Here is a 25,310-nt window from a genome sequence, read left to right on the forward strand (position 1 = left end):
CAACCTTGGTTACTCAGCAGCTACAGCGAAAAATCCAGGTGGTCTTCCACCACCGGGGGTTGTACCATCTTTCTGAACAATCTGCACCCCAGAAATTTCACTAGCGCGGACAGCAATTTTTTTCTCTGTCTTGCCCTCACACTTGAGTTCCACAATGTCAGGATTCCCAGAACGGATTGCTGCCAAAATTAGCTGATAGACAGCCTCAGCATCCTCTGCTGACTTACGTTGTACCGAGATAGGGAAAGCAGTGTTTCTGATGCTTAAATCGATGGTAAACATTTAGCAATAATCAAATTTAACTGTGGACTCATTTTAGCGTCAGCTGACTGATTCTAGGGAAATGGGTATTGGAAGAGGTAGAGGGGCAGGGCGAAGGGAGCAAGGGGGAGAATTCAAATTACCTCTTTCCTCTCTACTCTTCTGCTTTATCTACCTCATCTGGATAAAAAATTAATTTTTATTACAAAACCCCTAGAAAAATTAGCGATTTACACCTAATATGATTAAAGGTGTGTAAAAAATTGTAAACTTGGTTAACAACCCGGTTAACTTTCTGCTTATAGAAGGCTTTTATTTAGCCATCTATAATACAGATACAACCTGTACTTATAAACATTTGGAGATTTGCTCTAATGACCATCGCAGTTGGACGTGCACCCAGTAGAGGGTGGTTTGACGTTCTAGACGACTGGCTCAAGCGCGATCGCTTCGTATTCGTAGGTTGGTCAGGGATACTATTGTTCCCCTGTGCCTTCCTAGCACTAGGCGGTTGGCTGACCGGCACCACCTTCGTCACCTCTTGGTATACCCACGGATTAGCCTCCTCATACCTAGAAGGTGCTAACTTCCTCACAGTGGCAGTATCAACCCCCGCCGACAGCATGGGACATTCCCTATTGCTGTTATGGGGACCAGAAGCCCAAGGCGACCTCACCCGTTGGTTCCAACTGGGTGGCTTGTGGCCATTCGTTGCCCTACACGGAGCCTTTGGTTTGATTGGCTTCATGTTACGGCAATTTGAAATTGCGCGTCTAGTAGGAATTCGTCCTTATAACGCCCTCGCCTTCTCCGCTCCCATTGCAGTATTCGTCAGCGTATTCCTGATGTACCCCTTGGGACAATCAAGCTGGTTCTTTGCACCCAGCTTTGGCGTAGCGGCAATTTTCCGGTTCCTGCTATTCCTGCAAGGCTTCCACAACTGGACACTCAACCCCTTCCACATGATGGGTGTTGCTGGTGTATTGGGTGGTGCATTATTGTGTGCTATTCATGGAGCCACGGTAGAAAATACCTTGTTTGAAGATGGTGATGGTGCTAACACCTTCCGCGCCTTCAATCCCACCCAGTCTGAAGAAACCTATTCAATGGTGACAGCAAACCGTTTCTGGTCACAGATTTTCGGGATTGCTTTCTCAAACAAACGCTGGTTGCACTTCTTTATGTTGTTCGTACCAGTCACAGGTTTGTGGATGAGTGCCGTCGGCATCGTCGGTTTAGCACTCAACCTGCGGGCTTATGATTTCGTCTCCCAAGAATTACGGGCGGCGGAAGACCCTGAGTTTGAAACCTTCTATACCAAAAACATTTTGCTGAACGAGGGTATCCGCGCTTGGATGGCTCCTCAAGATCAACCCCACGAACAGTTTGTATTCCCTGAGGAAGTTCTACCTCGCGGTAATGCTCTGTAGTATTAAAAGCTGATCATGACTTGAATCAGTTTTATGGTTGCCTAAAATTGACATCAGCCAGATTAAATAATCTCCTTGGCATAAGCTAAAAAAGTGTCAATATTCCCCATTCTCCAGTCATCTCCCACCAAAAGGCGGGAGATTTTTTTATATATAGCTAATATCTCTAAATTTATGTGTTATGTTAGGTGAAGGTTATAAACCCGGAGTAAATACTCTGCCCTTTTAAAACTAAGACCGCTTAGGCAATAAGGAGGTGATGCCCATGATAGAAAGTAGTAAATGCGTGGGTCATCAGGTTGCAGTTAGCCGGCTGTGTGCCGGGGCTGTTCTCTAAAAGTTAGCCTTAGTCATCTTTGAGATACTAAGTTAGCTCAATTAGCTAGGCAAGCTCGGAGTTCCTTCCGGCAGTCTGGTTGCAACCTGAAGACCCGCTAGACCGCTCTGATTTAGATCATCCGATCAAAATCAGAGCGGATAGTTTTTTATGGGTGACTTTTTAAAACTTAGATAGCAATACACGCGATAGATAAAGCCAATGCGTTTAAGTTTTCTTAAAATTAAAAATATCTTGCATCAAACCTTGGTGTATGACCTGATGTGAGCTAGAGCATTTATTTACCAAGCCTGATTTAAATATACACACACGCATTAGGCATTAGCTGATCTTCCCATAGTTTATGTGTGGAAAATTAAATGGGTCTATTTCTGTCAAATGCAAGATGTAACAAATATATAAGTAGGAATTTTTTGAGATGACACAACTACTCACGGAAACGGAAATTCAAGAGCAAGCAAAGGTTTTGTCAGGTTGGACTGTCGAAGAATCTAAGTTGTATATTACTCGCACATTCAAGGATTTTATCCAAGCAATTGAGTTCGTCAATAAACTGGTGGAACCCTCTGAGTCAGCAGGACATCATCCAGACATAGAGATTTCCTACAACAAAGTGAAGATTACACTCACAACCCATGATGCAGGCGGACTAACACAGGCAGACTTTGATGTAGCGCAGACGATTTCCGAAATTAAATAAGTGATTTCTTCTGATATCTTGCACCAGGCGACTGTGAAGTAACAGCGACAAAGACAAAACACGCATATCTGTACTCATGAGGGAAAACTAACCCGTAGCTTGATTGAGAGTAAAGGTATGCGTTTTTCTTGAAAGTTCGCGGGTTTCAAAAACCTTGATTCCTGATTTTGTTTTTTATTCCAAAAATACCAGGCAACGACCCTCCTGAAAGGCTTTGCTATGTTTGATTATGGCCCCAATTTCTACAGGCTAAGTGTAAGAAGTGATTTTTATCTGCAAGATGCTAAGTATAGAAGACTTTCAGCAATTTAGCCAAGTAGGAACTAAATGCCCTAAACTTTACTCCCTGCTTAGATATATAGATAGCTATGTGTGACAGTTATTAAGCCGATCGCTCCAATCTTGCCATCTAGATCAGATGTTTTATAATGTTATGATATAAAGATATGTTTTTGCATAAGTTAATCACATCAGTTTTTAACCCCAAGTTAATCGTTTATTAGCTTTGCAAAAACTAGAATTGTAGTAAGGCAATTATGCCTCATCCATAGGTTTCGATGAGATGTCGCATTTTCGAGAATTAGGTGGAACGAAACCAATTATCTAAACAAGGTGTGAGGAGTAAAGAAAAAATGTCTAATCTATTATGGAAATCCTTAGTGGTTAGCCCAGCAGTTTTGGGAGCAACGTTGTTAGTTTCGACAACAGCGATCGCGGCTCCAAACACAACCACTGAAGTATCACCAGCAAAACAAGTAGGTGTAGCTGAAGTTGCCCAACAGCCAGAATTGTTGGCTCAAACAACGATAGATCAAGTTAATCGTTACAGCAACGAAGGCAACCAAAATAACTCTCAGTCTCAAGTAACATCGGTTTCGCAATTTTCCGACGTACAACCAACTGACTGGGCATTCCAAGCATTGCAGTCCTTGGTTGAACGCTATGGTTGTATTGCAGGTTATCCGAATGCCACTTACCGTGGTAATCGTGCTTTGACCCGTTATGAATTTGCTGCTGGTTTGAACGCCTGTTTGGATCGCGTTAACGAGTTGATTGCCACAGCAACAGCTGACTTGGTAACGAAACAAGATTTAGCTACCCTACAGCGTTTACAAGAAGAATTTTCCGCAGAATTGGCAACCCTACGCGGTCGCGTAGATTCCTTAGAAGCGCGGACTGCTGAATTGGAAGCGAATCAGTTCTCCACCACTACAAAACTAGTCGGTGAAGCCATTTTTGCCGTTACTGATGTCTTTGGCGGTAACACTGGTGACAACAACAATACAGTCTTCCAAGATCGGGTACGTTTAGACTTGCAAACCAGCTTCACTGGTAGAGACATTTTACATACTCGTCTCGCAGCAGGGAATGCAACAGCTTTCACACAATTTGATAACGCTGGTGGTGCGATCAACACTGCTGAAGGCACACAAACATTTGAAGTTGGTAGCACTGGTAACAACGCTGTTCGGATAGACCGATTGACCTATGAAGTTCCCGTAGGTCCAGCCAATGTATACTTGGCAGCCAGTGGTGGACGACACAGCCATTATGCTGCTGTCAACAATCCTTACTTTTTCGACAACACTGATGGCGGTAACGGCGCTTTATCCACCTTTGCTTCTGAAAGTCCTATCTATCGGATTGGTGGCGGTGCAGGTATAGCGCTCAATCTACCTCTTGGTAAGGGTGGCGGCCTCTTAGGAAATAGCTCAATCACTGCGGGTTACTTGGCATCACAAGCTAATGATCCTGCTCTTAGTTCCGGTCTGACCAACGGCGATTATGCTGCTTTAGGACAGTTGAACTTTAGTGTTGGCGATCGCTTGGCTTTAGCTGCTACCTACGTCCACGGATATAGCGCAGGTGGTGCTTTATTTAACTCTGGTTCTACGACAGATGGAGATATTGTTGCAGTAGGTACTGGACAAGCAAACACTCTACTAGGTGCAGGTTCCAGCAACTCCTACGGTGTGTCAGCTGCGTTTAGACCCAGTGACAAACTATCAGTTAGTGGCTTCGTCTCTTACCACGATGTGACTGGCTTCGGTGTAGGTGATGATTATGAAGCTTGGAGCTATGGTTTAGGGGTAGCCTTACCTGATTTCGGTAAAAAGGGTAACGTTTTAGGTATTTTTGCAGGTGCAGAACCCTACTCCTTTAACCGAACAGGTGTTGCTGCTGGTAATGATGTACCATATCACTTTGAAGGCTTTTACAAATATCGCGTATCGGATAACATCTCTATTACCCCTGGCGTAATTTGGTTGACCTCTCCTGGTCAAAGCAGCGCTAACGATGATGCAATTATCGGTACACTCAGAACAACTTTCACCTTCTAGACTGTTGACTATCCATTGATAATTTAGAACTTTATTTTTCCCCGCCATCAGGCGGGGTTTTTTATTTTGAGTAGCAGCAATGGATAAACCCCAGTGATTAACCCGGGTATAGTAGGGGCAAAAGGCTTTGTGCCCCTACGTTCGCTCAAATTAACAGATCGCGCGTCTTCTATCTCGTAGCACTGTTAGGCGAACCAACCGCAGCGACTGGATTTGTCTGATTCAGATAATCGTAAACTAGTTGGGAAACTTGACGGATAAAGTCCCTCCCCCTAGTGTCCTTATAGGGACGTGTGACGAAGATAGCCGCTAAATAACGTTTTCCATTTGGCATACTCACAAATCCGGCATCACCGATGAGAAACCCGATATCTCCGGTTTTGTTGGCTATGACTGCACCTTTCCCCAAACCTGCGGGAAGCAGTGTGTGAATTGTAGTGTGACGCAGAATATCCAAAGCTTGCTCCCGACTTTGTGGAGAAACTAGCTTGTTATTCACAACTAAAGCCAGCACTCGCGCCATATCTTGAGAACTTGTGGTGTTGGTTCCTCTCAAGTCAGCCAAAAGATGCCGAATTACTGTGTCTTTCAGTCCCCAGTTATGGAAGCGCTGATTTAGTTTCGTAGCTCCACCTAAGCGATCAATAATCATATTGGTGGCGGTATTGTCACTAATGGTAATCATCTTAGTGATGGTTTCCAAAGCTGTATACTTTTTGCCAACTCGCTCATACTGCATAGTTCCAGAACCATTGGTTACTAAGTCACGTCGCATAGTCAGGTTTTCCTGAAGAGTGACTTTACCCGCATCTAAATCTTGGAAAAAGGCGATGAGAATTGGCAATTTAATCGTACTAGCTGCGGGGAAAACGCGATCGCCCCCAACATCCAAATAATCCCCAGTATCCAAATCCAGGAAAAACATTCCTGTTTTCAGGAAGCTGTAACGATTCATCAAGGCTTTAATCTGCGGTTCCAGCGCTTTCATCGGTGAATGCATTGGAACTACACCAGCAAACAGAGTGCTATCATCACTTACTGCTGGAGAAATACTCGATTGAGTCGGAGTTATTTCTAAAATGTTTGGCCGGGTTGCAGTCAATTGTATCGGCTTGGGTAACTGCACAGACCAATGATTGAGAGATTCCTCTTGCAGCTTCACCTGTGCTAAGTCGAAAGTATAATTGGGTGCTAAGGTAACTACCATACGGGTAGTATCTGCATTAAACTGCCCGATGCTAATGTCTTTAACGACTAACCCCACTCTTTGACTAGTCTGTGGATATCCTAGTTTGACTCCAGGTAAATCAATTACCAGACGGGTTGGATTGGTAAGTAATTGTACTTTGGGTTGAATATTCTCGTCTGTCGTAAAATCTAGATGATTACGATTGCTATCAAAATGCCAATTAGCGATCGCAGCAGCTTTGACAGTGGAACCAAACAGGAACAAGCTGAAGAAGCTGGGTAGAAGCCAGCTAAATTTTAAAATGTTTTCTTTGTGTGTGAGGAGCATCGGTGATCGTTTTGTGTGATGAAAATTCATGAACGAACAAAAGCCGCCCACTATTAAAGCACACATATCAAAAAAGTTTTCAATTATTGATTTATCAAAACAGAATTCAGGAGTCAGGAGCCAGAATTCAGAATTTAATTCTGTGTGACTGGCGGATAGCGGTAGCGGGGCGTTTAGCCCATTCTGACTTCTGAATTCTTGAAACAAAAAACATCAGTTACAAGTATTTAATTTAACTAGTATTTGACAAGAGGCTATTTATATACTGAATCTAAAGGCGAGTAGAAAAGAGCGTTGCCTTGGCGATCGCTATATGAACAATCTCTCTCTGCATAAAAAAAAGGCGGGCAAGATGCCCACCTCACAATATTTTGAGAATATTCTGTTGCTATTAACCCAACAATTGTTTAGCCTTAGCTAACACATTATCAACGCTAAAGCCAAACTTCTCTAGACAAACATTGCCTGGAGCCGAAGCACCAAAGCGATCAATACTAACGCAATCGCCTTCAGTACCAACATATTTGTGCCAACCGAAACTGCTAGCAGCTTCTACAGACAAACGCTTGGTGACTGCTTTTGGTAGAACAGACTCTTTATAAGCTGCATCCTGTGCTTCAAAGAGTTCCCATGAAGGTAGCGAGACAACACGGACTTTCTTACCTTCAGCCTTGAGTTTTTCGGCTGCGCCGACGGCGAGGCTCAATTCTGAACCAGTACCAATCAAGATGATTTCAGGTGTACCTTCGCTATCCACCACGGTGTATCCACCCTTAGCTACACCTGCAATCGATGTACCTGCCAAGTTGGGGACGTTTTGACGAGTGAATGCCAATAGAGATGGAGCGTTTTGCTTCGCTTTCTCGATCGCTACTTTATAAGCACCAGAGGTTTCGTTACCGTCTGCGGGACGAAAGACTAATAAATTAGGAATGGCTCTCAAGGAAGCAAGAGTTTCAATGGGTTGGTGTGTGGGGCCATCTTCACCTTGTCCAATTGAGTCGTGAGTCATCACCCAAATCGCGCCAGCTTGAGAAAGGGCGGATAAGCGGATGGCAGCACGCATATAATCTGTGAAGATTAAGAAAGTAGCACCGTAGGGAATTAATCCTGAAGTGTGCAGCGCTATACCATTACAGATTGCGCCCATAGCATGTTCCCGCACACCAAAGTGGATGTTGGGGTTTTCGTAGTGACCTTTTTGGAAGTCGCCCTTGCCCTTGATTTCGGTCAAGTTAGAGTGGGTTAAGTCAGCCGAACCACCAATCAATTCAGGTAAAACTGCCGCTAGTTTGTTGAGGCAGTTTTCTGAATGTTTGCGGGTGGGTAGTGCTTTATCTTCTGGAGTGTATTCGGGTAGTACCTTATCCCAACCATCGGGTAGTTTGCTGCTTAGGTAGCGTTCAAATTCAGCTGCTTCTTGAGGATACTTAGCTTTGTAGTCGGCAAATGTTTTGTTCCATTCGGTTTCGTAACCTGCGCCGCGTTCAACTGCTTTGCGTGTGTGGTTAAGGGCTTCTTGTGGAATATCAAAAGGCTCGTATTCCCAACCCAAATTTTTCCGAGTCAAGGCTATTTCGTCTCCACCCAAAGCAGCACCGTGAATACCAGCAGTGTTTTGTTTGTTGGGAGAACCATAACCAATGGTGGTTGTCACCTTAATCATTGATGGTTTATCGGTGACAGCTTTAGCTTCTTCAATTGCTTTGGCGATCGCTGCTAAATCGGTATTGCCGTCTTCAACGTGGAGAACGTGCCAACCGTAAGCTTCAAACCGTTTGGAAACATCTTCGGTGAATGCTACATCTGTGGAACCGTCGATGGAAATGTGGTTGTCGTCGTACAGAGCGATGAGTTTGCCTAATCCCAAGTGTCCTGCGAAAGAAGCAGCTTCACCAGAAATACCTTCCATGTTGCAACCATCACCTAAAATTACGTAGGTGTAATGGTCAACAATTTTGGTATCAGGTTTGTTGTATTTAGCGGCAAGATGCGCTTCGGCGATCGCTAAACCAACTCCATTAGCAATTCCTTGACCCAAGGGCCCAGTTGTGACTTCCACGCCTGGGGTTTCAAAGTTTTCTGGGTGTCCAGGAGTTTTAGAACCCCATTGACGGAATTGTTTGATATCTTCAATGGTGACGCTATCGTAGCCTGTCAGGTACAGTAGGGCGTACTGCAACATCGAGCCATGACCGGCAGACAAGACAAAGCGATCGCGGTTAAACCACTTGGGATTCTTGGGATTAAACTTCAAAAAGCGATCCCAGAGGACAAAAGCCATCGGAGCTGCGCCCATTGGTAGTCCTGGGTGTCCCGATTTTGCCTTTTCTACGGCATCAATAGCCAAGAAGCGGATCGAGTTAATAGCCAGTTCTTCGACGGACAATTCTTTGGCGGATTGGGTTGCAACAGTCATAATCTCTTGTTTTTAACGACGGGTTAGCACTCTTCGTAGCTTCTCTTGTTGGGGTTATTTTAGATTCCCCACAGTATCCTCATCATCCCATTCCCGCTTGTCGATGGACAAGCGGGATCTCCTGAGTTTCTGGTGATAAATCAAGCTGATAATTGGGTCATGCTGAACGCTTAAGTTATATCGGAATGATATTTCTGATACTTTGGGCATTGGGCATCCCTTCGGCTTCGCTCAGGGCAAGTGGGCATTGGGCATTGGGCATGAGGCATGGGGCATGGGGCAAACGGGCAGAGTCAGATTAAACTACTGAATTCTGACTCCTGCCTCCTGCCTCCTGCCCCCTGCCTCCTGATTTCTTTTAAACGTATTTCTTAAAGGCCAGTGTGACATTATGACCGCCAAACCCAAAAGAATTGGATATTGCCACCTCGACTTTTTGAGCGCGGCTGTAGTTAGGCACGTAATCTAGGTCACATTCTGGATCGGGATTTTCTAGATTAATTGTCGGTGGAATTTGGTCATTAGCGATCGCTAGTACTGTTGCCACAGCTTCAATACCTCCAGAACCGCCTAATAAATGACCTGTCATCGATTTGGTTGAGCTAATTGCCACCTTATAAGCATGTTCTCCCAAGGCTTTTTTGATGGCTGAGGTTTCAGTTGAATCATTCGCCGGGGTACTAGTGCCGTGGGCATTAATGTAGCTAATTTGTTCGGGAGTTATACTAGCATCTTTGAGCGCCAGTTCTATAGCTCTCGCTGCACCTAATCCGCCAGGGACGGGGGAAGTGATATGGTATGCGTCACAGGTCATACCATAACCGATCATTTCGGCATAAATGTGAGCGCCGCGACTTAGGGCGTGTTGCAGTTCTTCTAGAATTAAAATTCCTGAACCTTCACCTAATATAAATCCGTTGCGATCGCGGTCAAAGGGGCGGCAAGCATGAGCCGGATCGTCATTGCGAAAAGAAAGGGCTTTGCAGGCAGCAAACCCAGCCATTGATAATGGTGTCACAGCTGCCTCTGTTCCGCCGCAAATCATTGCTTTGGCATATCCCCCTTGAATTAAGCGGAACGCATCGCCTACAGCATTAGATCCAGCAGCGCAGGCAGTTACAGGGCAGGAATTAGGGCCTTTAGCACCCGTGTGAATTGCCGTCAATCCTGCTGCCATATTAGCGATCATCATCGGTATCATGAATGGACTACAGCGATCGGGCCCACGGTTGAGGTAGATCGTTTGCTGGTCTTCTAATACCTTAATGCCGCCAACGCCAGAACCGATCATGACACCTACCTGTTCTGCATTCAGTTCATTAATAACTAACTGCGCGTTAGCTATAGCTTGTTTTGCTGCTGAAACCCCAAATTGGGCAAATCGATCCATGCGCTTGGCATCTTTGCGCTCCAAGTAATCATGTGGATCGAAGTTTTTTACCTCACCAGCAATGCGGCAATCATGGCTAGACGCATCAAAAAATGTGATGTAGTCAATGCCATTGCGTCCACTTAATAATCCATCCCAATATTCTGTTGCTGTGTTACCTATCGGTGTAATCGCGCCAACACCAGTTACAACAACGCGTTTACGTGTATGATCTGTCATGATTCAGTTAAAGGTGGCGAAAAAGCAGCAGGCATTAAACAGTGCTGAGTTATGTTAGCGGATAGCTAGGGTTTAGCCCGTCCTGAGTTCTGAGTTTTGGAAGCACCCAAAGATGGAGAAAACTCCGAACTTTTGCCTCCGAAAACTCTAACTCCTAAACTTTTAACCGTTCAGCACTCAGTTAAAAGTTAAAGCAGTGGTTTTTGCCATAAACGCCCAGAGGGAGCGAGACAAAGCCATCTGAACTTCTCCCAATCGGAGACTGCAAGGGCGAACAGAGACTCAAAACTTTTTTTAAGCTGATGCAGCAACTTTGTTATTGATGTAATCTACTGCGTCTTGAACCGATACAATCTGCTCGGCAGCTTCGTCGGGAATTTCGATATCAAATTCTTCTTCCAAAGCCATCACGAGTTCAACAGTATCCAGGGAATCAGCTCCTAAATCTTCCATAAACTTAGCTTGTGGAGTGATTTTGGAAGCATCTTCAACACTCAGTTGTTCGATGACGATTTTCTTGACCTTTTCAAAAAGTTCCGTTTGGCTCATAAATAATAAAAGTCCTTAACCAGTTGCTAGGATCTACTCTTTAGAGAAGACATTGTTTTGAGCATATACATCTTATCGTCAAGCGCGATCGCCCGTATACTACCAAGAGTTTTTCTGTTAGAAAACCTCTCCTGTTCCTCAAAAGAATAGGGTAACTTTTCTGGGAACAGTTGTTTATGGGAGCGGGCTACGCCATCGTCGATACCGTGTAAATGCTTTTATTGTCAATTATTGCTAAATTTTTTTACAATGTCTCGATCGGTATTTACAGCCTTGCTAGCAATCAGAATATTTAGACGCTGCGGCTTTGAACCTAGATGGTTAAAGAATCGCTGAAGGTCAAACATCATAATTTTGGTGCTAACAAGGAAGTAATAAAACAGTTATTGTTTAGAGCGATCGCTCTAACCCAAATATACCTCTATGCTATCTCAGACACTCAAACTCAAGTACGCTTATTTCCCTGGTTGTGTTGCTCAAGGGGCCTGTCGGGAACTTTACCAGTCAACTCAAGCCCTTACCAAAGCACTAGGTATTGAATTGGTTGAACTTAAAAAAGCTGCTTGCTGTGGTTCGGGCACATTCAAAGAAGATTCTCAACTGTTAGAAGATACAGTCAACGCGAGAAATATCGCCCTAGCAGAAGAATTAAATTTGCCCTTACTTACCCATTGCAGTACTTGTCAAGGTGTTATTGGTCATGTAAACGAACACCTGAAAGAATGTAAGACTTCTGACCCTACATACATTGAACAGGTTAATGGCTTGCTGCATAAAGAAGGCTGTTCGCCTTATCGCGGCAGTACTGACGTTAAACATCTTCTCTACGCTTTGGTGACAGATTACGGTTTAGAGGAAATTACCAAACGTGTCACCCGGAAGTTAACTGGATTAAAATGCGCGGCTTTTTATGGCTGTTATCTCCTCCGCGCCCAAAAATCCATGCCTTATGACGACCCGTTCCAACCAGAAGCGATGGAAAATATGTTTCGGGCGGTGGGTGCAACACCAATTTATTACCGAGGCCGGACACAATGTTGTGGTTGGCCTCTTGCTAGTTATGCTACTACCCAATCTTTCAAGATGGCGGGGATGCATATTCAGGACGCTTTGACATCTGGTGCTGACTGTATAGTTACACCTTGTCCACTGTGCCACTTAAATTTAGACTCGCGTCAGCCAGAGGTGGAAAAGGTAATTGAGCAAAAGTTAGGTTTACCAGTATTGCATTTACCCCAGTTGATTGCTTTAGCACTTGGGGTTAGTCCAAAAGAACTGGGTTTAGAACGGCACGTTGTTTCCACCAAGCCAGTGTTGGAGAAATTAGGATTTTAGTTTGTGGATTATCAGGCAATACAGTTCAGATAAGACTAAAACAATTGTAGAGACGGCGATTTATCGCGTCTCAAAACCCATGATTTTGTTTTGAACCGTATTGGATTATCAGGTAGGGGCATAAGACAATACGGTTCGGTTAAAGGGAAAAGTTTTAATACATCTTTTACCCTTTACCTAGACCACAAGGAAAGTGAAAAATGCTTATCCAAACCGTATGGGAGTTTAAAATTGTTTATGCTATCAACTTAAGCAAAATCCCGTGTAGTAAAGTTTTGCGTCAAAGTGTAGCGTTTTTAATGTAAGCCGACGCATTAACAATGTAAGCTGACGCATTAACAATGCAAGCTGACGCATTAACAGTAAAATCGATTTGTTTCATCAAAGATTTATGTTTAACTATTCAAGGGATGCTTGATCACCAAAGGCTCAATATATGCTTGTAGAGTATCTTTAATTTTAGAAGGCTGGCGAACTGGAGCGATCGCAGAATAATCCGGTTTTACTGTCCAGTCGTAATGGCGAAGTAGTATGGAAAGCACAATTTTCATTTCCATCTGGGCAAATTCCATACCTAAACAACTGTGCGAACCATGACCAAAACCTACTAATGCTAAGGGATGTTTCTTATCTTCTTCACGAGGTGGTGCAAAGCGATCGGGGTCAAAGCGATCGGGTTCGGTGTACAGTTCTGGTAAACGGTGAGTCAGCATTGGCGAAATAGTCACAAACCAACCTGCTGGGATGCGATAGCCTCCATACTCAATATCCTTGAGGACACCACGATTATAGGCATACACTGGCGGATAGAGTCTTTCTGCTTCTTTTAGTACGTTGGTTAACTGTGGAAGTTGTTTGAGATGGGACAGGCTAAGGGGATTATTTCCCACAACTGCTAATTGTTCTTGGCGCAGCCGTTCTCGCCATTCTGGATGATTACCTAATTCAAAGATTACCCAAGTCAGCAAGGAGGCTGTTGTCTCATGTCCAGCAAACAGCAATAGTAATGCTTCGTTGATTACCTGTGTTTCGCTCAACTTATTGCCGTCTTCATCAACAGCGGCTAGCAGCAATCCCAAAACATCTTTTGATTCTTCTAAGTTACCCTGCTCGATACGTTGGGCGATTTCTTGACGCAAGAAAGCCACTAATTTACGCCTAGCATTTTGACCACGACCATATAAGGTAAAAGGGACATTCCATTTCAATATTGCCATACTGCTATCTATCAGTTGTGTAAACCACTGACTGGTCAGGGCAAACGCATCTAAAGTATAAGAATCCTTTAATAGCAAGGGTTTTGGCGTTTTTTAATTTAGCCTATTTTTTCATCAAGATCCTTGCCCAGCAAGGGTTTCAGAAATCCCGTGCGTTCGCCCTGACTGACTGGTTTGCTCAACTTCGCTCTTGTTATGACTTCCCAAAAATAAAAATAGGCGAGTCGCAACCATCAGGGTAAGCTGACGGAAACTAGAATTTAAGGAAACCGTTCCCCGTTCTCCCCAATCTTCGAGGAAGTCTTGCACAATATTTTGAATGGTATCGAAGTATGTTGCGATCGCTTTTCCGTGAAATGCTGGATACATCAAGCGACGAGTTAACCGATGTTCTTCCCCATCTTGTAATAAAATATTGTTGCCAAATGTTGATTCTAGGAAATACCATCCTATCCGCGACGACATATTTTCAGCCTGTTCCACCAGTACTAGCCGATTAGCATCAGGGCCAATTAAATAAGCACGTTTACGCCCCATGACGCTCGTTTTAAAAACTGAACCATGCTGCTGGAATCTTCGCAATAGATACAGTTCTAAATCCCGAAATATTTCTAAAGTCTCCCCCAAGATGGGCAAGCCATAGCTACCAGGCATTTCCTCGGCGGATTTTAGTTGCCGCATATTTGAGTATCTCCAGCAGTAATTAGCTACAGTTTAATTGTAAAGTGCAGTTAGACTTTGCAAATCCAAATTACCAATCGCGGTAGAGTTTTTCTGCGTAGAACATAATCTCTTCATTTGGCAATCTAATTTTCGGTTTTTGCCGAGGATACAAACTTTCAACTGCACCTGTATCCTGTTCAATGACTGTCGCTGCTGCTTGTAAAACTGAGTTTTTAAACAGAAATTTCATCAAAGGATTGACGACTTTGGCATACATCAAAATAAAAGTTTTGGTGATTTTGTCTGTTTCAGGGTAGAGAATATGAATTTGAGCAATATCACCAATCGGCGTTTTAGCAAAAAAAGCTGTAGTTGAAGGAAAAGCGTATTCTAGTGTGTTAGAAAGTGTTTCCGGAAGGATTCCCAAAACAGGGTTTTTGATAATTTCTCCTAACGTGTTGTTGGCTCTGATGAGTTCTTGTTTAACTGTGGCATAATATCCTTTTTCTTCAAAATTACTGACATTACAATTTGTAATCTTAAATAGTTCTTTATGAGTACCATTTTGGTGATTATAGTCATAGTTAACCATCAGGTTAGTCAAAAACTCACCCTGAATACTTTTATCCCCAGTTACTCCGAGAAACTCATATTCATCGACAATTTTTTGATGCAAATCTGGAATTGGTAATCTTGGCTCAAATCCGGCATAAGTCCAGATACAATCATTGCTAATAATTAGCTCTAATGGTTTGGTGATTGGCTGAGTGTCTTTTTTATTTCCTTGCTGTAGTCTGCCTTGTCCATCAAATTCTAGTGCATGAAAAGGACAAGTAATAGTATCTCTTTCTTGGCAAACCCAGCCGTTTGATAATGGAGCCTGCATGTGTGGGCAGATGTTATCAAGGGCAAATACTTCGCCTTTTGGGTTTTGCCAAATGACATAATCCTGTCCGTTTAAAGTTATTTTATTGGGTTTATTGACTCCTAATGTAGATTTGTGGGCGATTAACCAAGGCGCACCTGGTAAAATTGGTTCCATTTTTCCTCCAAAATATTGAAAAGTTATTTATTGAAGTTCGATAGATGCGTTAGCAAAAGGTAACGCAATCTTGGAAATTAAAAGTTGTGGGCAAGCTGGTGTCACTTGCCCTACATTGCTATTTTGAATGTTAATTGGAAAATTAAAGTCTTATCTGCAATGGACGAACTAACACTACCAAGCATTTACTTGGCTGACTTCGGCTACTGCATGGATGAGTTATACAACTAACTAAATTTTTAGTTAGTTCATATTAATGTAATAAATTTCATTTTCTATGTCAACTACCAACCAATTTTTTAGTTAATATATTTTCGTTATGATGATGGAGCAACGTGGGTCGTTCAACGCAGTCAAAATTTTCATCTAAAAAGCCGCGTCAGGTGCGTGATGCAGAAGCGACGAAAAAGCAGATTCTCGATGCGGCGGAAGCAGAGTTTGCCAGAAATGGACTTCAAGGGGCGCGGACAGGAGCGATCGCTAAAGGTTCAGGTGTCACCACAGCGATGATTTACTACTACTTCCAGAGCAAGGAAGGACTATATGAAGCTGTTCTGCAACGTCCGGCGGTGGAGATGCACGAAGGGTTTCAACAGCTAAATCTGGATCAGTTTCCACCAGAGGAGGCGTTGAAGGTGCTAGTTAAGGAAGCGATCGCTTATGAAGCTGCTCACCCGCACCGGGGAATGCTTTGGTTTCAAGAAGCCAACCAAAATCAGGGAAAGTATTTCAAACAGGCAAATTGGCAAGAAAATTTTAGCTATCTCATCAAGATTTTAGAGCGGGGGATGGCAGAAGGTTGTTTCCGTCAGATCGATCCATTTCTCACCACTCTTCATATTATTGGGGTTTGTAATTTATACTTCAACGCTTACGAAAACATCAAGCATACTAGACCTGATTTGCAACTGCTAAGTCCAGAAATGATTGAGCAGCATACTCAAGCAGCAGTTAATTTTATTTTGGCTGGGGTGCGACGTACTGGAGATTAAGGATTGAATATTGGGAAACTGCGATCGCTTAACTTAAAATCTGCGTCAAATCCAGCACAAACCCAGGCAATACATCCTCTCCTGATAAGCTGGTAGGCGAGCGTAAAACCTCAACTTCCTGTCCTGGGCGGTAAATTTCCACCTGTTGGTTCTGAGGGTCAATCAGCCACCCTAAACGCACACCGTTGTCAATATACTCCTGCATTTTTTGTTGCACAGTCTTTAAGCTGTCTGAAGCAGAGCGTAATTCTACCGCAAAATCTGGAGCAAGCGGTAGGAATTTAGCAGGGTCGGGATTTAGGGCTTCTAATCGCTCCCGGCTCACCCAAGACGCATCGGGAGAACGGTTTGCACCATTGGGGAGTTTGAAACCTGTAGAAGAATCAAAAGATAGTCCTGTACCATCAGCGTCAGTCCAATTACCTAAACGCTGTGTCAGTCTACTATTACGATTTCCGCTTTCCCATCCAGTTGGTGGCATGATAATTAATTCTCCCTGTGCTGTGCGCTCAAGTCGCAAATCTCGATTATTTTGACACAGTTGGAAGAACTGCTCATCTGTTAGTTCAATGGTGGGGCTGAGGTTTAGAATCAGGGCAGTCATAGTTGCCTCTCAATCTTGCTAACTGTAGCGTAGCATTTGGTTGACATACTAGGTTGTTATTAATTTTTTAGTATTAAATTTTACATATCCTTTTAAAATTATCTAAGTTAAAAGCTTATATTGTAAATCTGATTAATATTAGAGAGTATATTAAATGAAAGAAAGACAAAAAACAACTAGGTTTAACGGAATATCAAAGTGGTTATCTAACTCAGTTAGCGAATCTGAAGATAAGCGGTACACACATCGTCTGCTCACAGAAGATAAAAGCCAACGAGATATAATTATCAATGAATTAATATTAATCGTTCAAAAAGCCCATGAAGATGCTCGATATCGTCTTCGTAAATTAGCAGGAAATTCTCTAGCCCCATTTGGAGATTTTTCAGAAACCGATCCAAGCGATGGCTATCCTGAGCGTCTTCATATTCAGACACTCAAAGGTTATTTTGGAGAGATATTTGCAGGAATTATTGCTGAAAATTTTGCTCCTTTTGGGCAAGATAATTGGGAAGTTCCCGCTTTTCTCTTTCGATTCCACCCAGTTACGTTTCAGCATTTAGAATTTCTAAAGCAAACTGGAGAAACTGCAAAGCCACAACCTGGACGTACAGGTGATGATTGTCTTGCCTTTCGGCGTAATAGTGAAGGAATAATTATTGCTTCTTTAATTTGCGAAGCAAAATGCACAGCCAATCATGATACAAACATGATATCTGAAGCACATATAAAAGCAAATAAATCAAGTGGATATCCAGTTGATATTCCACAACTTATTGATATTTTGCAAGATTATAATGATGATTTATCTTTTAACTGGAAAAATGCTCTACAAGTTTTACAGCTAAAGATAAATCTAAATAAAGTTGATAAAAATTATGAGAGTTGTTATTTAATTAGTTACACATGTGGTCAGCATCCTGTCAAAAAGCTAACTTGGATGTCTCCTAAGAAAGTACACGAAAAATATACAGCAGAAAGAAGACTCGAAGCAGCTGAAATTCATCTTCATGAAGTTGAAAATATTGTTAAAACTATCTATATCCAGCAGAAAGTTTCTACACCTTCAACAGATATTCCTGCCCAGACAGTTCAACAACCAGATGATGCAGAGATTGCAAAAGCTGATTACTCCAAATGGTAGAAATTTCTTAGAATGTTATTTACGTCAAAGTTATCAAAAGTGTAAAGCTTTAGCATGGCGTTCTCAAGTTTGTGGAATCGAACGACTAGCAAGAGCAGAATCGTTTGCTCTTTGTACCCCTACAGGTTCAGGAAAAACAACGATAGCTGAAATTGCAATTCTGCAAAGCTTGTTCTTGAAAACAACAAATTCTAACAATTTTAGTAGTTCGGCTCCTTTAGTAATTTACTTAGTGCCAAGTAGAGCGCTTGCCACAGAAGTTGAATCAAATTTATCTCGTGTTTTAAAGCGTTCTACTAATAACAATGTCATAGTTACAGGTTTGTATGGAGGTACTGACTGGGGGCCAACAGATGTATGGCTGACATCAGAACAACCAACAGTTTTAATTTGCACTTACGAAAAAGCAGAAGCTTTGATGAAATTTTTAGGATCTCTATTTATCCGTAGAGTATCGCTTATTGTACTTGATGAAGCCCATGCAGTTCAATTTGATGGTAATAAAGATTCTTTGCAAAAAGCTGAGAATAGATCCTTACGCTTAGAGTCACTAGGGGCAAGACTGTTTACTTATGTAGAACAAAATTATAGCCGAATTATTGCACTATCCGCTGTTGCATCACAAACAGAAAACGCATTAGCAAGCTGGATAGAAAATTCAACTGATGCTAGCCCAGCAAAGACAAATTACAGAAGTACACGTCAATTAATAGGGCGGCTTGAATGCTTACCAGGAAGAAGATTTGAAATACGCTATGACTTACTTGACGGCAGAAAATTAGAATTTCAAGAAGGTGGTCAAGCTGACACACCTTTTATTCCAAATCCTTTTCCGACATATCCTCCTGTGCCAAAAGGGAAAAATGAAGGAGCTGAGAAGAGGTTACGCCCTTATCTTTTCTGGGCAGCTATGCACTTAGCTGCACCAGATGAAAAAGGTCAAAGGCGTGCTGTTCTTATTTCAGTCACACAGCAGCCTGGTGGTTATGCAGAAGACTTTCTGAAATTGTTGAAAACATGGTCGCAAATAGAAATGCCTGCATTTTTTCAAGAACCTATAGAGGCAGAAAAACTTGAGGTTTGGCAAAAGTGTTTACGTTCATGTGAAGATTATTTCGGTACTAAATCCCGCGAGTATCAGCTGTTAGAGAAAGGAATCATAGTACATCATGGGAAAATGCCAGGTTTGATGGCTCGATTACTTATCGATGTCATAGATGAAAAAATTGTACATTTAGTTTTAGCAACGTCAACTCTTTCCGAAGGGGTTAATCTTCCTTTTGAAACAGTATTGATTCCAAGTTTAAGACGTGGTACGGGAGAACTAAATATTCGTGAGTTTGGTAATTTAGTTGGCCGTTCTGGAAGACCTGGATTTGGCACAGAAGGACGTAGTTTAGTATTACTTAGTAATCCATCGACAGATTGGAGCGACAAAGAAGCACGTAAAAGATACTTATCTTTGATAGGAGAATTCGAGAATCAAACACAGGCAATTAACCCAAATGCAAATCCTCTAAGTCCTCTAGCAGAATTGCTGCTACGTTTGGAAGAACAATGGCAGCTAATTTTTATTTATAATAGACAGGATAATTTTTTAAACTGGCTGGAAAAAACTGCACCGATTAACCCTGGTAATAATCTTTCTGATGCACAATTATCAGCTATTGAAACTCTCGATTCACTAGATAGTATTTTATTGTCTGCCATTGTCGAAATTGAACAACTAGAAGCTAAAGATTTAAGCCCTAATGAATTGGAGGAGCATCTACAAAAAATTTGGCAACGAACCTTTGCTCATTACGCTAGCTGCGAACAAGAAAGATTAGAAAATTTATTTATCAGGCGAGGTAGGGCACTAAAAACAGAAATTTATAAAGATTTGTCACAGCGTCGGCGCTTGTATCGTACAAGTTTACCACCACGTGATGGAAATCAGCTTTTAACTCTCTATCCTAGACTTAAAGAACAATTAGCAGTGGGTGGAGATTATGCTATTTGGACAGTAGAAAAACGCTTTAATTATATTCAAATATAGTTAGTAATTTAAGCAGTCTGTCCAAATTCAGACTTAGTGACTCATCAATAAATGTTTCTTGGAATGAAATATTGCACTGGTGGCTTGACCCTACTAAAGCAACTAAACAACCAAAACCGACTCAAATTTCAAAATGGCATTCATATATTAGCCAAAATTTTGGATATCGATTTAATTGGGGTTTAGGAAGTATTATTGCACTAGCAATAGATGAAGCTTTTGGTGGCGAGTTAGTTGAATCATCATTGGAAAACTGGTCACAAACTGGGCTACCTTGGATTGTTTTCTGGATGAAAGAACTTATTGTATGGGGAACTTTAGATCCTGTAGCTGCATATTTGCTTGCTAAAGTAGAAGATGTAACAACTCGTAAACAAGCTGAAGAATTAGCGCAAACTTACTATCAGTATATTAGTGAAAGACAAACAGAAGTCAATGAACATCTTAATGCAATCAATATCAAAAATTGGGTAGAGCAATAATTTTCTAGTGTTGAACGAAATTTACCAACTCCTAAACCTCCTAATCAAATTAATGTCAATCTGCTGAGAGATTTCAGTAAGGCTCCAAGTAAAAATTGGAGAGTAGTACCAGTAGAAATTGGGGATGATATTCAATGGTTTGATTTAGCAGGATTTCCGCTTGCCATTTGCCAAAAGCCTGAAAAGTGGCAGTCTGATTTTCTAAATACCTATGACTTTATGCTAGATGCGGAAAATCGAGTTGTTTCATCAATGGTTTATGTTTGACTTTACGAGGGATGTTTGAATCAGTAAAGGCTCAATACAGCACTTCCGTCTGTTATAAGGTACACTAGATTAAAATATAAATACTTTTAAATGAAGTCATACTCTGTCGAGCTTCGAGAAAAAATAGTTGCGGCACATCTTCAGAAAAACATCTCAATCAGGAAAGTAGCTAATATATTTTCCGTCTCAAATAGTTTAGTCCAAAAGCTTGTAAAACAACAAAAAGTTGAAGGAAATTTACAATCCAAGCCGCGAGGAAAGCCACAATTTAGTCATCTAACAAATGCTGACATAGAGTTGACAGAATTAGTTGCATCACATCCAGATGCAACATTAATAGAATTGTGTGAATTATTTGCAGACAAGACTGGCAATTTCGTAGGTCGAAGTGCAATGTGTCGTGCGTTACAGAAATTAGGATTAAATCGGAAAAAAAAACAAAGCGGAGTACCCAAGCAGGCACGGAGAGAGTCCTGAATTTAAGATTAGATTTTTGGGAAAAGGTCAAACATATAGAGCCAGAAAATTTAGTATTTTTGGACGAAACTGGCGTTCTACTTGGTTTAACAAGGACTCATGCCCGTTCACAAATTGGAACAAGAGCTTACTCTCTTAACCCCTTCTATCGGGGATGAAAAGTTACAGTAATTGGAGCAATTAGTATTAAAAAAGTAGTCGCATTAATGACAATGAATAATTCAATGGATGGCGTTGCAAATGATGTATTTATTGAGAAGTTTTTAGTACCAGAGTTATGGTCAGGAGCAGTCGTAGTGATGGATAATTTATCCGCGCATAAACTCGATTCAATTGTGCCAATGATTGAAGCTGTCGGCGCTTCAGTTCTTTGTTTATCCCCATATTCTCCCGATTTTAATCCAATTGAATTATGGTGGTCACAACTCAAATCTTTCTTACGCAGTTTTGCTCCAACTACAACAGAAATGGTTGATAAACTAATATCAGTTGCACTCGACTTAATAAATCCTCAACATTTAAGAAACTGGTTTGCTAATTGCTGCTACTGTACCTCATAACAGCCGGAAGTGCTGTATATGCTTTTAGAGGCTATTCGTGCTTTTGATTCCATAACTGCTTTAAGCTTTTTCTCGCAAATTAGGTGATTGCTTGCATCATTGCGCTATAGTCTTTCTTATTTTTATTCTGTCAAAGTGTCAAGTTTAGCCAGTATTCTTAAGCCTTCTTCTGGGTTGCCAGTTGCAGCCATTGCTTTAAATCTGGTATTGGCATCAAATTCTGCTAGGGCTATCGTAGAAAGTTCTTCAATCAGCTTCTTTACACTTATTCCTTTAGCTTGAGCAACTTCTTTTAATCTGTTGTGTTTTTCGTCTGGTAAACGAATAGTTAAAGTAGCCATTTTTGTTTAACTCCTAATAATTTCTTTGGGTTTTAAGATTGATAAGTTAGGAAATAAAATTCAGCATTTTGGAAATCTTTAATTACAAATTCCGCGCAGTGTTACTAGCCTTCAACTTCGGATAAGCAATGCGTTTGTGGTGAAATTGCTGCCAAACATCCACAAATATCTGGGCAATTTGTGACATCTCTTCCCGCTTTAATCCTGAATCAACGAGTTGATTGTCTTGCCATTTAGCACGCAGGATATTATTCAGCATTGTTAAAGCTTGTTCGGTGGAGACATCTTTAAGCGATCGCTTCTCTCCCACACGCTTACCTGAACTTGATGCTTGCAGCGATCGCAACGCTGCTTCGCAAGAGTCCGCTAACATCACAATTCCGGTCTCGCGTGATTGGGGAATCGGGCCATCGTAGCGAAAATCTGCGTCGTCTACTGTTAAACTTGGATTTTCCTGAGCCATTTGCTGGGCTTGGTGATGGAAATAGGCAATTAGCATCGTTCCCTGATGCTCTGGAATAAAAGCTTGAATCGCTGTCGGTAAAAGGTGTTTACGCGCCATCACTAACCCTTCAGTTACGTGCTTTTTGATAATCTCTGCACTCTTCCAAGGGTCTTTAATCTCTGTATCATGTTTATTCGGCCCCCCCATTTGATTTTCAATAAATCCAAGTGGGTCGTGCATTTTACCAATATCGTGATATAGTGTCCCAGCCCTAACTAGTTCAACATTGCATCCTAGTTCTTTGGCAGCAGCTTCGGCAAGGGTAGCTACAAATAACGTGTGTTGAAAAGTTCCAGGAGTCTCTGTAGCGAGCCGTTTTAATAAGGGACGATTAGGGTTCGCCAACTCTGCTAAACGGATGGGAGTGACTAAATCGAACACTTTTTCGAGATAAGGACTCAACCCTAAAGCTACAACACTCCAGCCTAAACCGGATAAACCAAAAAACCCGGCTTCTCGGAGAACTATATACCAGGTTGAACCAAATGCTTGACCAATTAAGATTTTAACAACCAGATAAATGCCGCCCTGAGTTAAAGCGATCGCAAGCCCTAATAATGCCAATTCTTCACGCGATCGCAATCGTTGCGCTATGTAACTACCTAATATTGCCCCACCAGCACCAGCTAAAAGCGCAACTTTGCTCATATCCAAGATAACAGCTAATATCGGCAACAACAGTCCAACAACTGTTAACCCTAAAGTCGGGCCGTAGAAGCTTCCCAACAATAAACCAAGGGCGCTCCAAGTGGTGTAAGGCAATCCCATTGTCACCAATCCTGGCACACTTAGAGTTAGCAATAAAACTAATAGGCGATCGCGTTGTCGTAATTCATAATCAACATGGCGTTCTACCCAGACAAAAATGCCAATGGCGATCGCAATCAAGCCTCCTAACTTCAACAACCCCCGCCATTTTACTTCTCGGCGAACCAAGCGATAATGCTCCAGCACCTCTAAGTTCCATGCAGTAATTTGCACTCCTCTTTTGACAATTACCTCACCATGTCGTACCTCTTCCATCACAGGTGGCACTCCAGCAGCAGCCTTTTGAGCGTTTACTCTCGTTTCTTCTTCATCTTTTTGCAGATTCGGCTTGAGTACAGCTAACAACAGGTTCTTTGCCAAAGGTTGGGCGGATTCTGGTACAAAGGACTGCAATTGTAAACTCACCGCATCCTGTAAGATATTTTTTGGCAGTCCTTGTGGGATGCCTTGGGTGAGAATCCGCTCTGCACTCTGATGGATTCCCATTTGTGTTTTTTCCCACTCCACATCTGACAAATCCAAAAGAAAGGATTCTTCATATACTGCTTCTGGGGTAACAGTCTCTAACTGTAAAAGTTTGGTAGTCGCTTCGGTGTATCTTTTGCGTGTTTGGGAAATTTGGGCAATCAGTAAAGACAAGTTTTTCTCAGAAGTTGTGAGGCGGTAAGATTCTAGTTCTGCAACTGCTTGAGTAAAATCAGTACTTTGAGAAAAATCAACTGGCTCTGTTTTCTGTGGTGTTGTGCGCGGTTGGCGTTCCTGATTGGGTGCAGCTATAGATGATGAACGGGATGAGGCGGTGGTTTGTCCTGTTCCTTTCTTTTGCTGATTTTTACTATTTTCTACGGCAACTAGTACCGCTTGCCATTCTGAGTCATTACAAGAACGGAGGTAACGCTGGGTAGAGATGGGCAAAACTACAGGATCAAAAAAAGGAAAAGCTCCAGCAACAGCGCGAATTTCGTTACCATCATCCAGAAGTTGCTGCAAATTTTCGTTGATTTGTTCGTTCATTCGCGCATCCAGCATCAACACTTGTAAGGAGCTTCTACTGACGGCTTTACGCTCGGCTTCTGTTTTTTTCTGATCTTCGATTTTAGCTGTATAAGGCGCTGTAATCGTTTGGGGCGCGGGATGTCCTACTTGCAGTTGAGTTTGGTTGTATAATTTTTGCCCAATAACGCCTGTAAGGGATAATACAGCGATCGCTAAAATTCCTAAGGATCTCTGTTCATGCACCCAATCTAAACAGACTGAATAAATACTACTCTTAGTTGTCACCGATTTTGCCTTTGACTGGAGCGCTCTTTCTTGTTTTCGACGAGCGCTTTTGTCATTGCTTTTGGATAAAAATAAGATTACATTCTTCTGGAAAGTCCTTAAAAGTTGCTTTCTATCGCTTTTACTTTTAGGGCTTCTCATTAACTTTCCTTTACGGCGTAGTCCTTTGTACTGTCGCCGCCAGTGAGTCAATTGCTGGGTTAAGAACTGCAAAAATTCCTGCATTTTCATTATCTCTGCCTGCAATTGCCTACTTTGATAGCTCAAAAAAAAGACAATCATCAGGGAAATTTTATCTGCTACTGTTGCAACTACGGTGACGGAGGCTAATTAAAGCTGATTTGCCACAATAGCTACTGACAGAATCTGTCTGAGGTTTGCTGAAAAGTTCTAGTATATAAGACTAGTACACTATAGCAATGGGCAAAAGC

22 protein-coding genes are annotated in these 25,310 nt (G+C 42.0%); 10 read left to right on the forward strand and 12 right to left on the reverse strand.

From position 1 onward, the window contains the following. Positions 1-9: 9 nt before the first annotated feature. Positions 10-282, reverse strand: coding sequence for a hypothetical protein (locus FD724_RS25400; RefSeq protein WP_012410874.1), 273 nt, complete (start codon positions 280-282; stop codon positions 10-12). A 353-nt stretch (positions 283-635) separates the two neighbouring features. Here FD724_RS25400 and psbD point away from each other — a divergent pair, with 353 nt between their 5' ends. The 3 genes from psbD (at position 636) to FD724_RS25415 (ending at position 5,070) form a co-directional block, all read left to right on the forward strand. Then, on the forward strand, positions 636-1,691 hold the full coding sequence (gene psbD / locus FD724_RS25405) for a photosystem II D2 protein (photosystem q(a) protein) (RefSeq protein WP_012409998.1): 1,056 nt from the start codon (positions 636-638) through the stop codon (positions 1,689-1,691). A gap of 755 nt (positions 1,692-2,446) precedes the next feature. Beyond that, positions 2,447-2,728 carry a 4a-hydroxytetrahydrobiopterin dehydratase gene (locus FD724_RS25410; protein ID WP_179074501.1) on the forward strand — a complete coding sequence of 94 codons (282 nt, stop codon included), beginning with the start codon at positions 2,447-2,449 and terminating at the stop codon, positions 2,726-2,728. A gap of 632 nt (positions 2,729-3,360) precedes the next feature. Next, the gene (locus FD724_RS25415) at positions 3,361-5,070 is read left to right on the forward strand and encodes an iron uptake porin (protein ID WP_179074502.1); all 1,710 of its coding nucleotides are present in this window, start codon (positions 3,361-3,363) and stop codon (positions 5,068-5,070) included. Positions 5,071-5,239: 169 nt separating this feature from the next. On the opposite strand, the gene FD724_RS25420 is transcribed toward FD724_RS25415, so the two are convergent. The 5 genes from FD724_RS25420 to acpP form a co-directional block, all read right to left on the reverse strand. Continuing rightward, positions 5,240-6,586, reverse strand: coding sequence for a serine hydrolase (locus FD724_RS25420; RefSeq protein WP_179074503.1), 1,347 nt, complete (start codon positions 6,584-6,586; stop codon positions 5,240-5,242). Between the two features lie 391 nt (positions 6,587-6,977). Further along, positions 6,978-9,005 carry a transketolase gene (gene tkt, locus FD724_RS25425; protein ID WP_179074504.1) on the reverse strand — a complete coding sequence of 676 codons (2,028 nt, stop codon included), beginning with the start codon at positions 9,003-9,005 and terminating at the stop codon, positions 6,978-6,980. A gap of 54 nt (positions 9,006-9,059) precedes the next feature. Beyond that, positions 9,060-9,215, reverse strand: a complete 156-nt coding sequence (locus FD724_RS25430; protein WP_157816647.1) for a hypothetical protein — start codon at positions 9,213-9,215, stop codon at positions 9,060-9,062. 148 nt (positions 9,216-9,363) lie between these two features. Further along, a complete protein-coding gene (fabF, locus tag FD724_RS25435) occupies positions 9,364-10,614 on the reverse strand; it encodes a beta-ketoacyl-ACP synthase II (protein ID WP_114085683.1) in 1,251 nt (416 codons plus the stop codon). Between the two features lie 294 nt (positions 10,615-10,908). Continuing rightward, the gene (acpP, locus tag FD724_RS25440) at positions 10,909-11,163 is read right to left on the reverse strand and encodes an acyl carrier protein (RefSeq protein ID WP_012410880.1); all 255 of its coding nucleotides are present in this window, start codon (positions 11,161-11,163) and stop codon (positions 10,909-10,911) included. Between the two features lie 423 nt (positions 11,164-11,586). Between acpP and FD724_RS25445 the strand changes: the two genes are divergently transcribed. Continuing rightward, positions 11,587-12,498, forward strand: a complete 912-nt coding sequence (locus tag FD724_RS25445) for a CoB--CoM heterodisulfide reductase iron-sulfur subunit B family protein (protein ID WP_114085684.1) — start codon at positions 11,587-11,589, stop codon at positions 12,496-12,498. Between the two features lie 395 nt (positions 12,499-12,893). Here the strand turns inward: FD724_RS25445 and FD724_RS25450 are convergent, their stop codons facing one another. The 3 genes from FD724_RS25450 to FD724_RS25460 form a co-directional block, all read right to left on the reverse strand. After that, positions 12,894-13,715, reverse strand: a complete 822-nt coding sequence (locus FD724_RS25450; RefSeq protein WP_256874355.1) for a cytochrome P450 — start codon at positions 13,713-13,715, stop codon at positions 12,894-12,896. Between the two features lie 114 nt (positions 13,716-13,829). Further along, positions 13,830-14,396, reverse strand: coding sequence for a cytochrome P450 (locus FD724_RS25455; RefSeq protein ID WP_256874356.1), 567 nt, complete (start codon positions 14,394-14,396; stop codon positions 13,830-13,832). A 70-nt stretch (positions 14,397-14,466) separates the two neighbouring features. Then, positions 14,467-15,420, reverse strand: coding sequence for a Rieske 2Fe-2S domain-containing protein (locus FD724_RS25460; RefSeq protein WP_179074505.1), 954 nt, complete (start codon positions 15,418-15,420; stop codon positions 14,467-14,469). A gap of 335 nt (positions 15,421-15,755) precedes the next feature. Here FD724_RS25460 and FD724_RS25465 point away from each other — a divergent pair, with 335 nt between their 5' ends. Next, a complete protein-coding gene (locus tag FD724_RS25465) occupies positions 15,756-16,412 on the forward strand; it encodes a TetR/AcrR family transcriptional regulator (protein WP_179074506.1) in 657 nt (218 codons plus the stop codon). Positions 16,413-16,440: 28 nt separating this feature from the next. Here the strand turns inward: FD724_RS25465 and FD724_RS25470 are convergent, their stop codons facing one another. Further along, the gene (locus tag FD724_RS25470; protein ID WP_179074507.1) at positions 16,441-17,016 is read right to left on the reverse strand and encodes a Uma2 family endonuclease; all 576 of its coding nucleotides are present in this window, start codon (positions 17,014-17,016) and stop codon (positions 16,441-16,443) included. 154 nt (positions 17,017-17,170) lie between these two features. Between FD724_RS25470 and FD724_RS25475 the strand changes: the two genes are divergently transcribed. The 5 genes from FD724_RS25475 (at position 17,171) to FD724_RS25495 (ending at position 21,984) form a co-directional block, all read left to right on the forward strand. Further along, complete coding sequence (locus FD724_RS25475; protein WP_179074508.1) at positions 17,171-18,160, forward strand: hypothetical protein; 990 nt, start codon at positions 17,171-17,173, stop codon at positions 18,158-18,160. Continuing rightward, positions 18,120-20,198 carry a DEAD/DEAH box helicase gene (locus FD724_RS25480; RefSeq protein WP_179074509.1) on the forward strand — a complete coding sequence of 693 codons (2,079 nt, stop codon included), beginning with the start codon at positions 18,120-18,122 and terminating at the stop codon, positions 20,196-20,198. The genes FD724_RS25475 and FD724_RS25480 overlap by 41 nt, the downstream gene beginning before the upstream one ends. Positions 20,199-20,269: 71 nt before the next feature. Then, entirely contained in the window at positions 20,270-20,680 is a 411-nt protein-coding gene (locus tag FD724_RS25485) for a hypothetical protein (RefSeq protein WP_179074510.1), read from the forward strand. A 357-nt stretch (positions 20,681-21,037) separates the two neighbouring features. Continuing rightward, a complete protein-coding gene (locus FD724_RS25490) occupies positions 21,038-21,424 on the forward strand; it encodes an IS630 transposase-related protein (RefSeq protein ID WP_179071816.1) in 387 nt (128 codons plus the stop codon). A gap of 206 nt (positions 21,425-21,630) precedes the next feature. Then, positions 21,631-21,984 carry a transposase gene (locus FD724_RS25495; protein WP_179075627.1) on the forward strand — a complete coding sequence of 118 codons (354 nt, stop codon included), beginning with the start codon at positions 21,631-21,633 and terminating at the stop codon, positions 21,982-21,984. A 122-nt stretch (positions 21,985-22,106) separates the two neighbouring features. On the opposite strand, the gene FD724_RS25500 is transcribed toward FD724_RS25495, so the two are convergent. After that, positions 22,107-22,325 carry a toxin-antitoxin system HicB family antitoxin gene (locus tag FD724_RS25500; protein WP_179074511.1) on the reverse strand — a complete coding sequence of 73 codons (219 nt, stop codon included), beginning with the start codon at positions 22,323-22,325 and terminating at the stop codon, positions 22,107-22,109. A gap of 82 nt (positions 22,326-22,407) precedes the next feature. Next, complete coding sequence (locus FD724_RS25505) at positions 22,408-25,110, reverse strand: HD family phosphohydrolase (protein WP_179074512.1); 2,703 nt, start codon at positions 25,108-25,110, stop codon at positions 22,408-22,410. Between the last annotated feature and the right edge of the window lie 200 nt (positions 25,111-25,310).

It is taken from the genome of Nostoc sp. C057, from assembly GCF_013393925.1.
Lineage (GTDB): Bacteria > Cyanobacteriota > Cyanobacteriia > Cyanobacteriales > Nostocaceae > Nostoc > Nostoc muscorum_A.

Bases quoted from the DNA above. Each gene is read 5' to 3' on its own strand.
- FD724_RS25400 (WP_012410874.1), bottom strand. From the start codon at position 282: ATGTTTACCATCGATTTAAGCATCAGAAACACTGCTTTCCCTATCTCG.
- psbD (WP_012409998.1), top strand. From the start codon at position 636: ATGACCATCGCAGTTGGACGTGCACCCAGTAGAGGGTGGTTTGACGTT.
- FD724_RS25410 (WP_179074501.1), top strand. From the start codon at position 2,447: ATGACACAACTACTCACGGAAACGGAAATTCAAGAGCAAGCAAAGGTT.
- FD724_RS25415 (WP_179074502.1), top strand. From the start codon at position 3,361: ATGTCTAATCTATTATGGAAATCCTTAGTGGTTAGCCCAGCAGTTTTG.
- FD724_RS25420 (WP_179074503.1), bottom strand. From the start codon at position 6,586: ATGCTCCTCACACACAAAGAAAACATTTTAAAATTTAGCTGGCTTCTA.
- tkt (WP_179074504.1), bottom strand. From the start codon at position 9,005: ATGACTGTTGCAACCCAATCCGCCAAAGAATTGTCCGTCGAAGAACTG.
- FD724_RS25430 (WP_157816647.1), bottom strand. From the start codon at position 9,215: ATGCCCAAAGTATCAGAAATATCATTCCGATATAACTTAAGCGTTCAG.
- fabF (WP_114085683.1), bottom strand. From the start codon at position 10,614: ATGACAGATCATACACGTAAACGCGTTGTTGTAACTGGTGTTGGCGCG.
- acpP (WP_012410880.1), bottom strand. From the start codon at position 11,163: ATGAGCCAAACGGAACTTTTTGAAAAGGTCAAGAAAATCGTCATCGAA.
- FD724_RS25445 (WP_114085684.1), top strand. From the start codon at position 11,587: ATGCTATCTCAGACACTCAAACTCAAGTACGCTTATTTCCCTGGTTGT.
- FD724_RS25450 (WP_256874355.1), bottom strand. From the start codon at position 13,715: ATGGCAATATTGAAATGGAATGTCCCTTTTACCTTATATGGTCGTGGT.
- FD724_RS25455 (WP_256874356.1), bottom strand. From the start codon at position 14,396: ATGCGGCAACTAAAATCCGCCGAGGAAATGCCTGGTAGCTATGGCTTG.
- FD724_RS25460 (WP_179074505.1), bottom strand. From the start codon at position 15,420: ATGGAACCAATTTTACCAGGTGCGCCTTGGTTAATCGCCCACAAATCT.
- FD724_RS25470 (WP_179074507.1), bottom strand. From the start codon at position 17,016: ATGACTGCCCTGATTCTAAACCTCAGCCCCACCATTGAACTAACAGAT.
- FD724_RS25475 (WP_179074508.1), top strand. From the start codon at position 17,171: ATGAAAGAAAGACAAAAAACAACTAGGTTTAACGGAATATCAAAGTGG.
- FD724_RS25480 (WP_179074509.1), top strand. From the start codon at position 18,120: ATGATGCAGAGATTGCAAAAGCTGATTACTCCAAATGGTAGAAATTTC.
- FD724_RS25490 (WP_179071816.1), top strand. From the start codon at position 21,038: ATGAAGTCATACTCTGTCGAGCTTCGAGAAAAAATAGTTGCGGCACAT.
- FD724_RS25495 (WP_179075627.1), top strand. From the start codon at position 21,631: ATGACAATGAATAATTCAATGGATGGCGTTGCAAATGATGTATTTATT.
- FD724_RS25500 (WP_179074511.1), bottom strand. From the start codon at position 22,325: ATGGCTACTTTAACTATTCGTTTACCAGACGAAAAACACAACAGATTA.
- FD724_RS25505 (WP_179074512.1), bottom strand. From the start codon at position 25,110: ATGAAAATGCAGGAATTTTTGCAGTTCTTAACCCAGCAATTGACTCAC.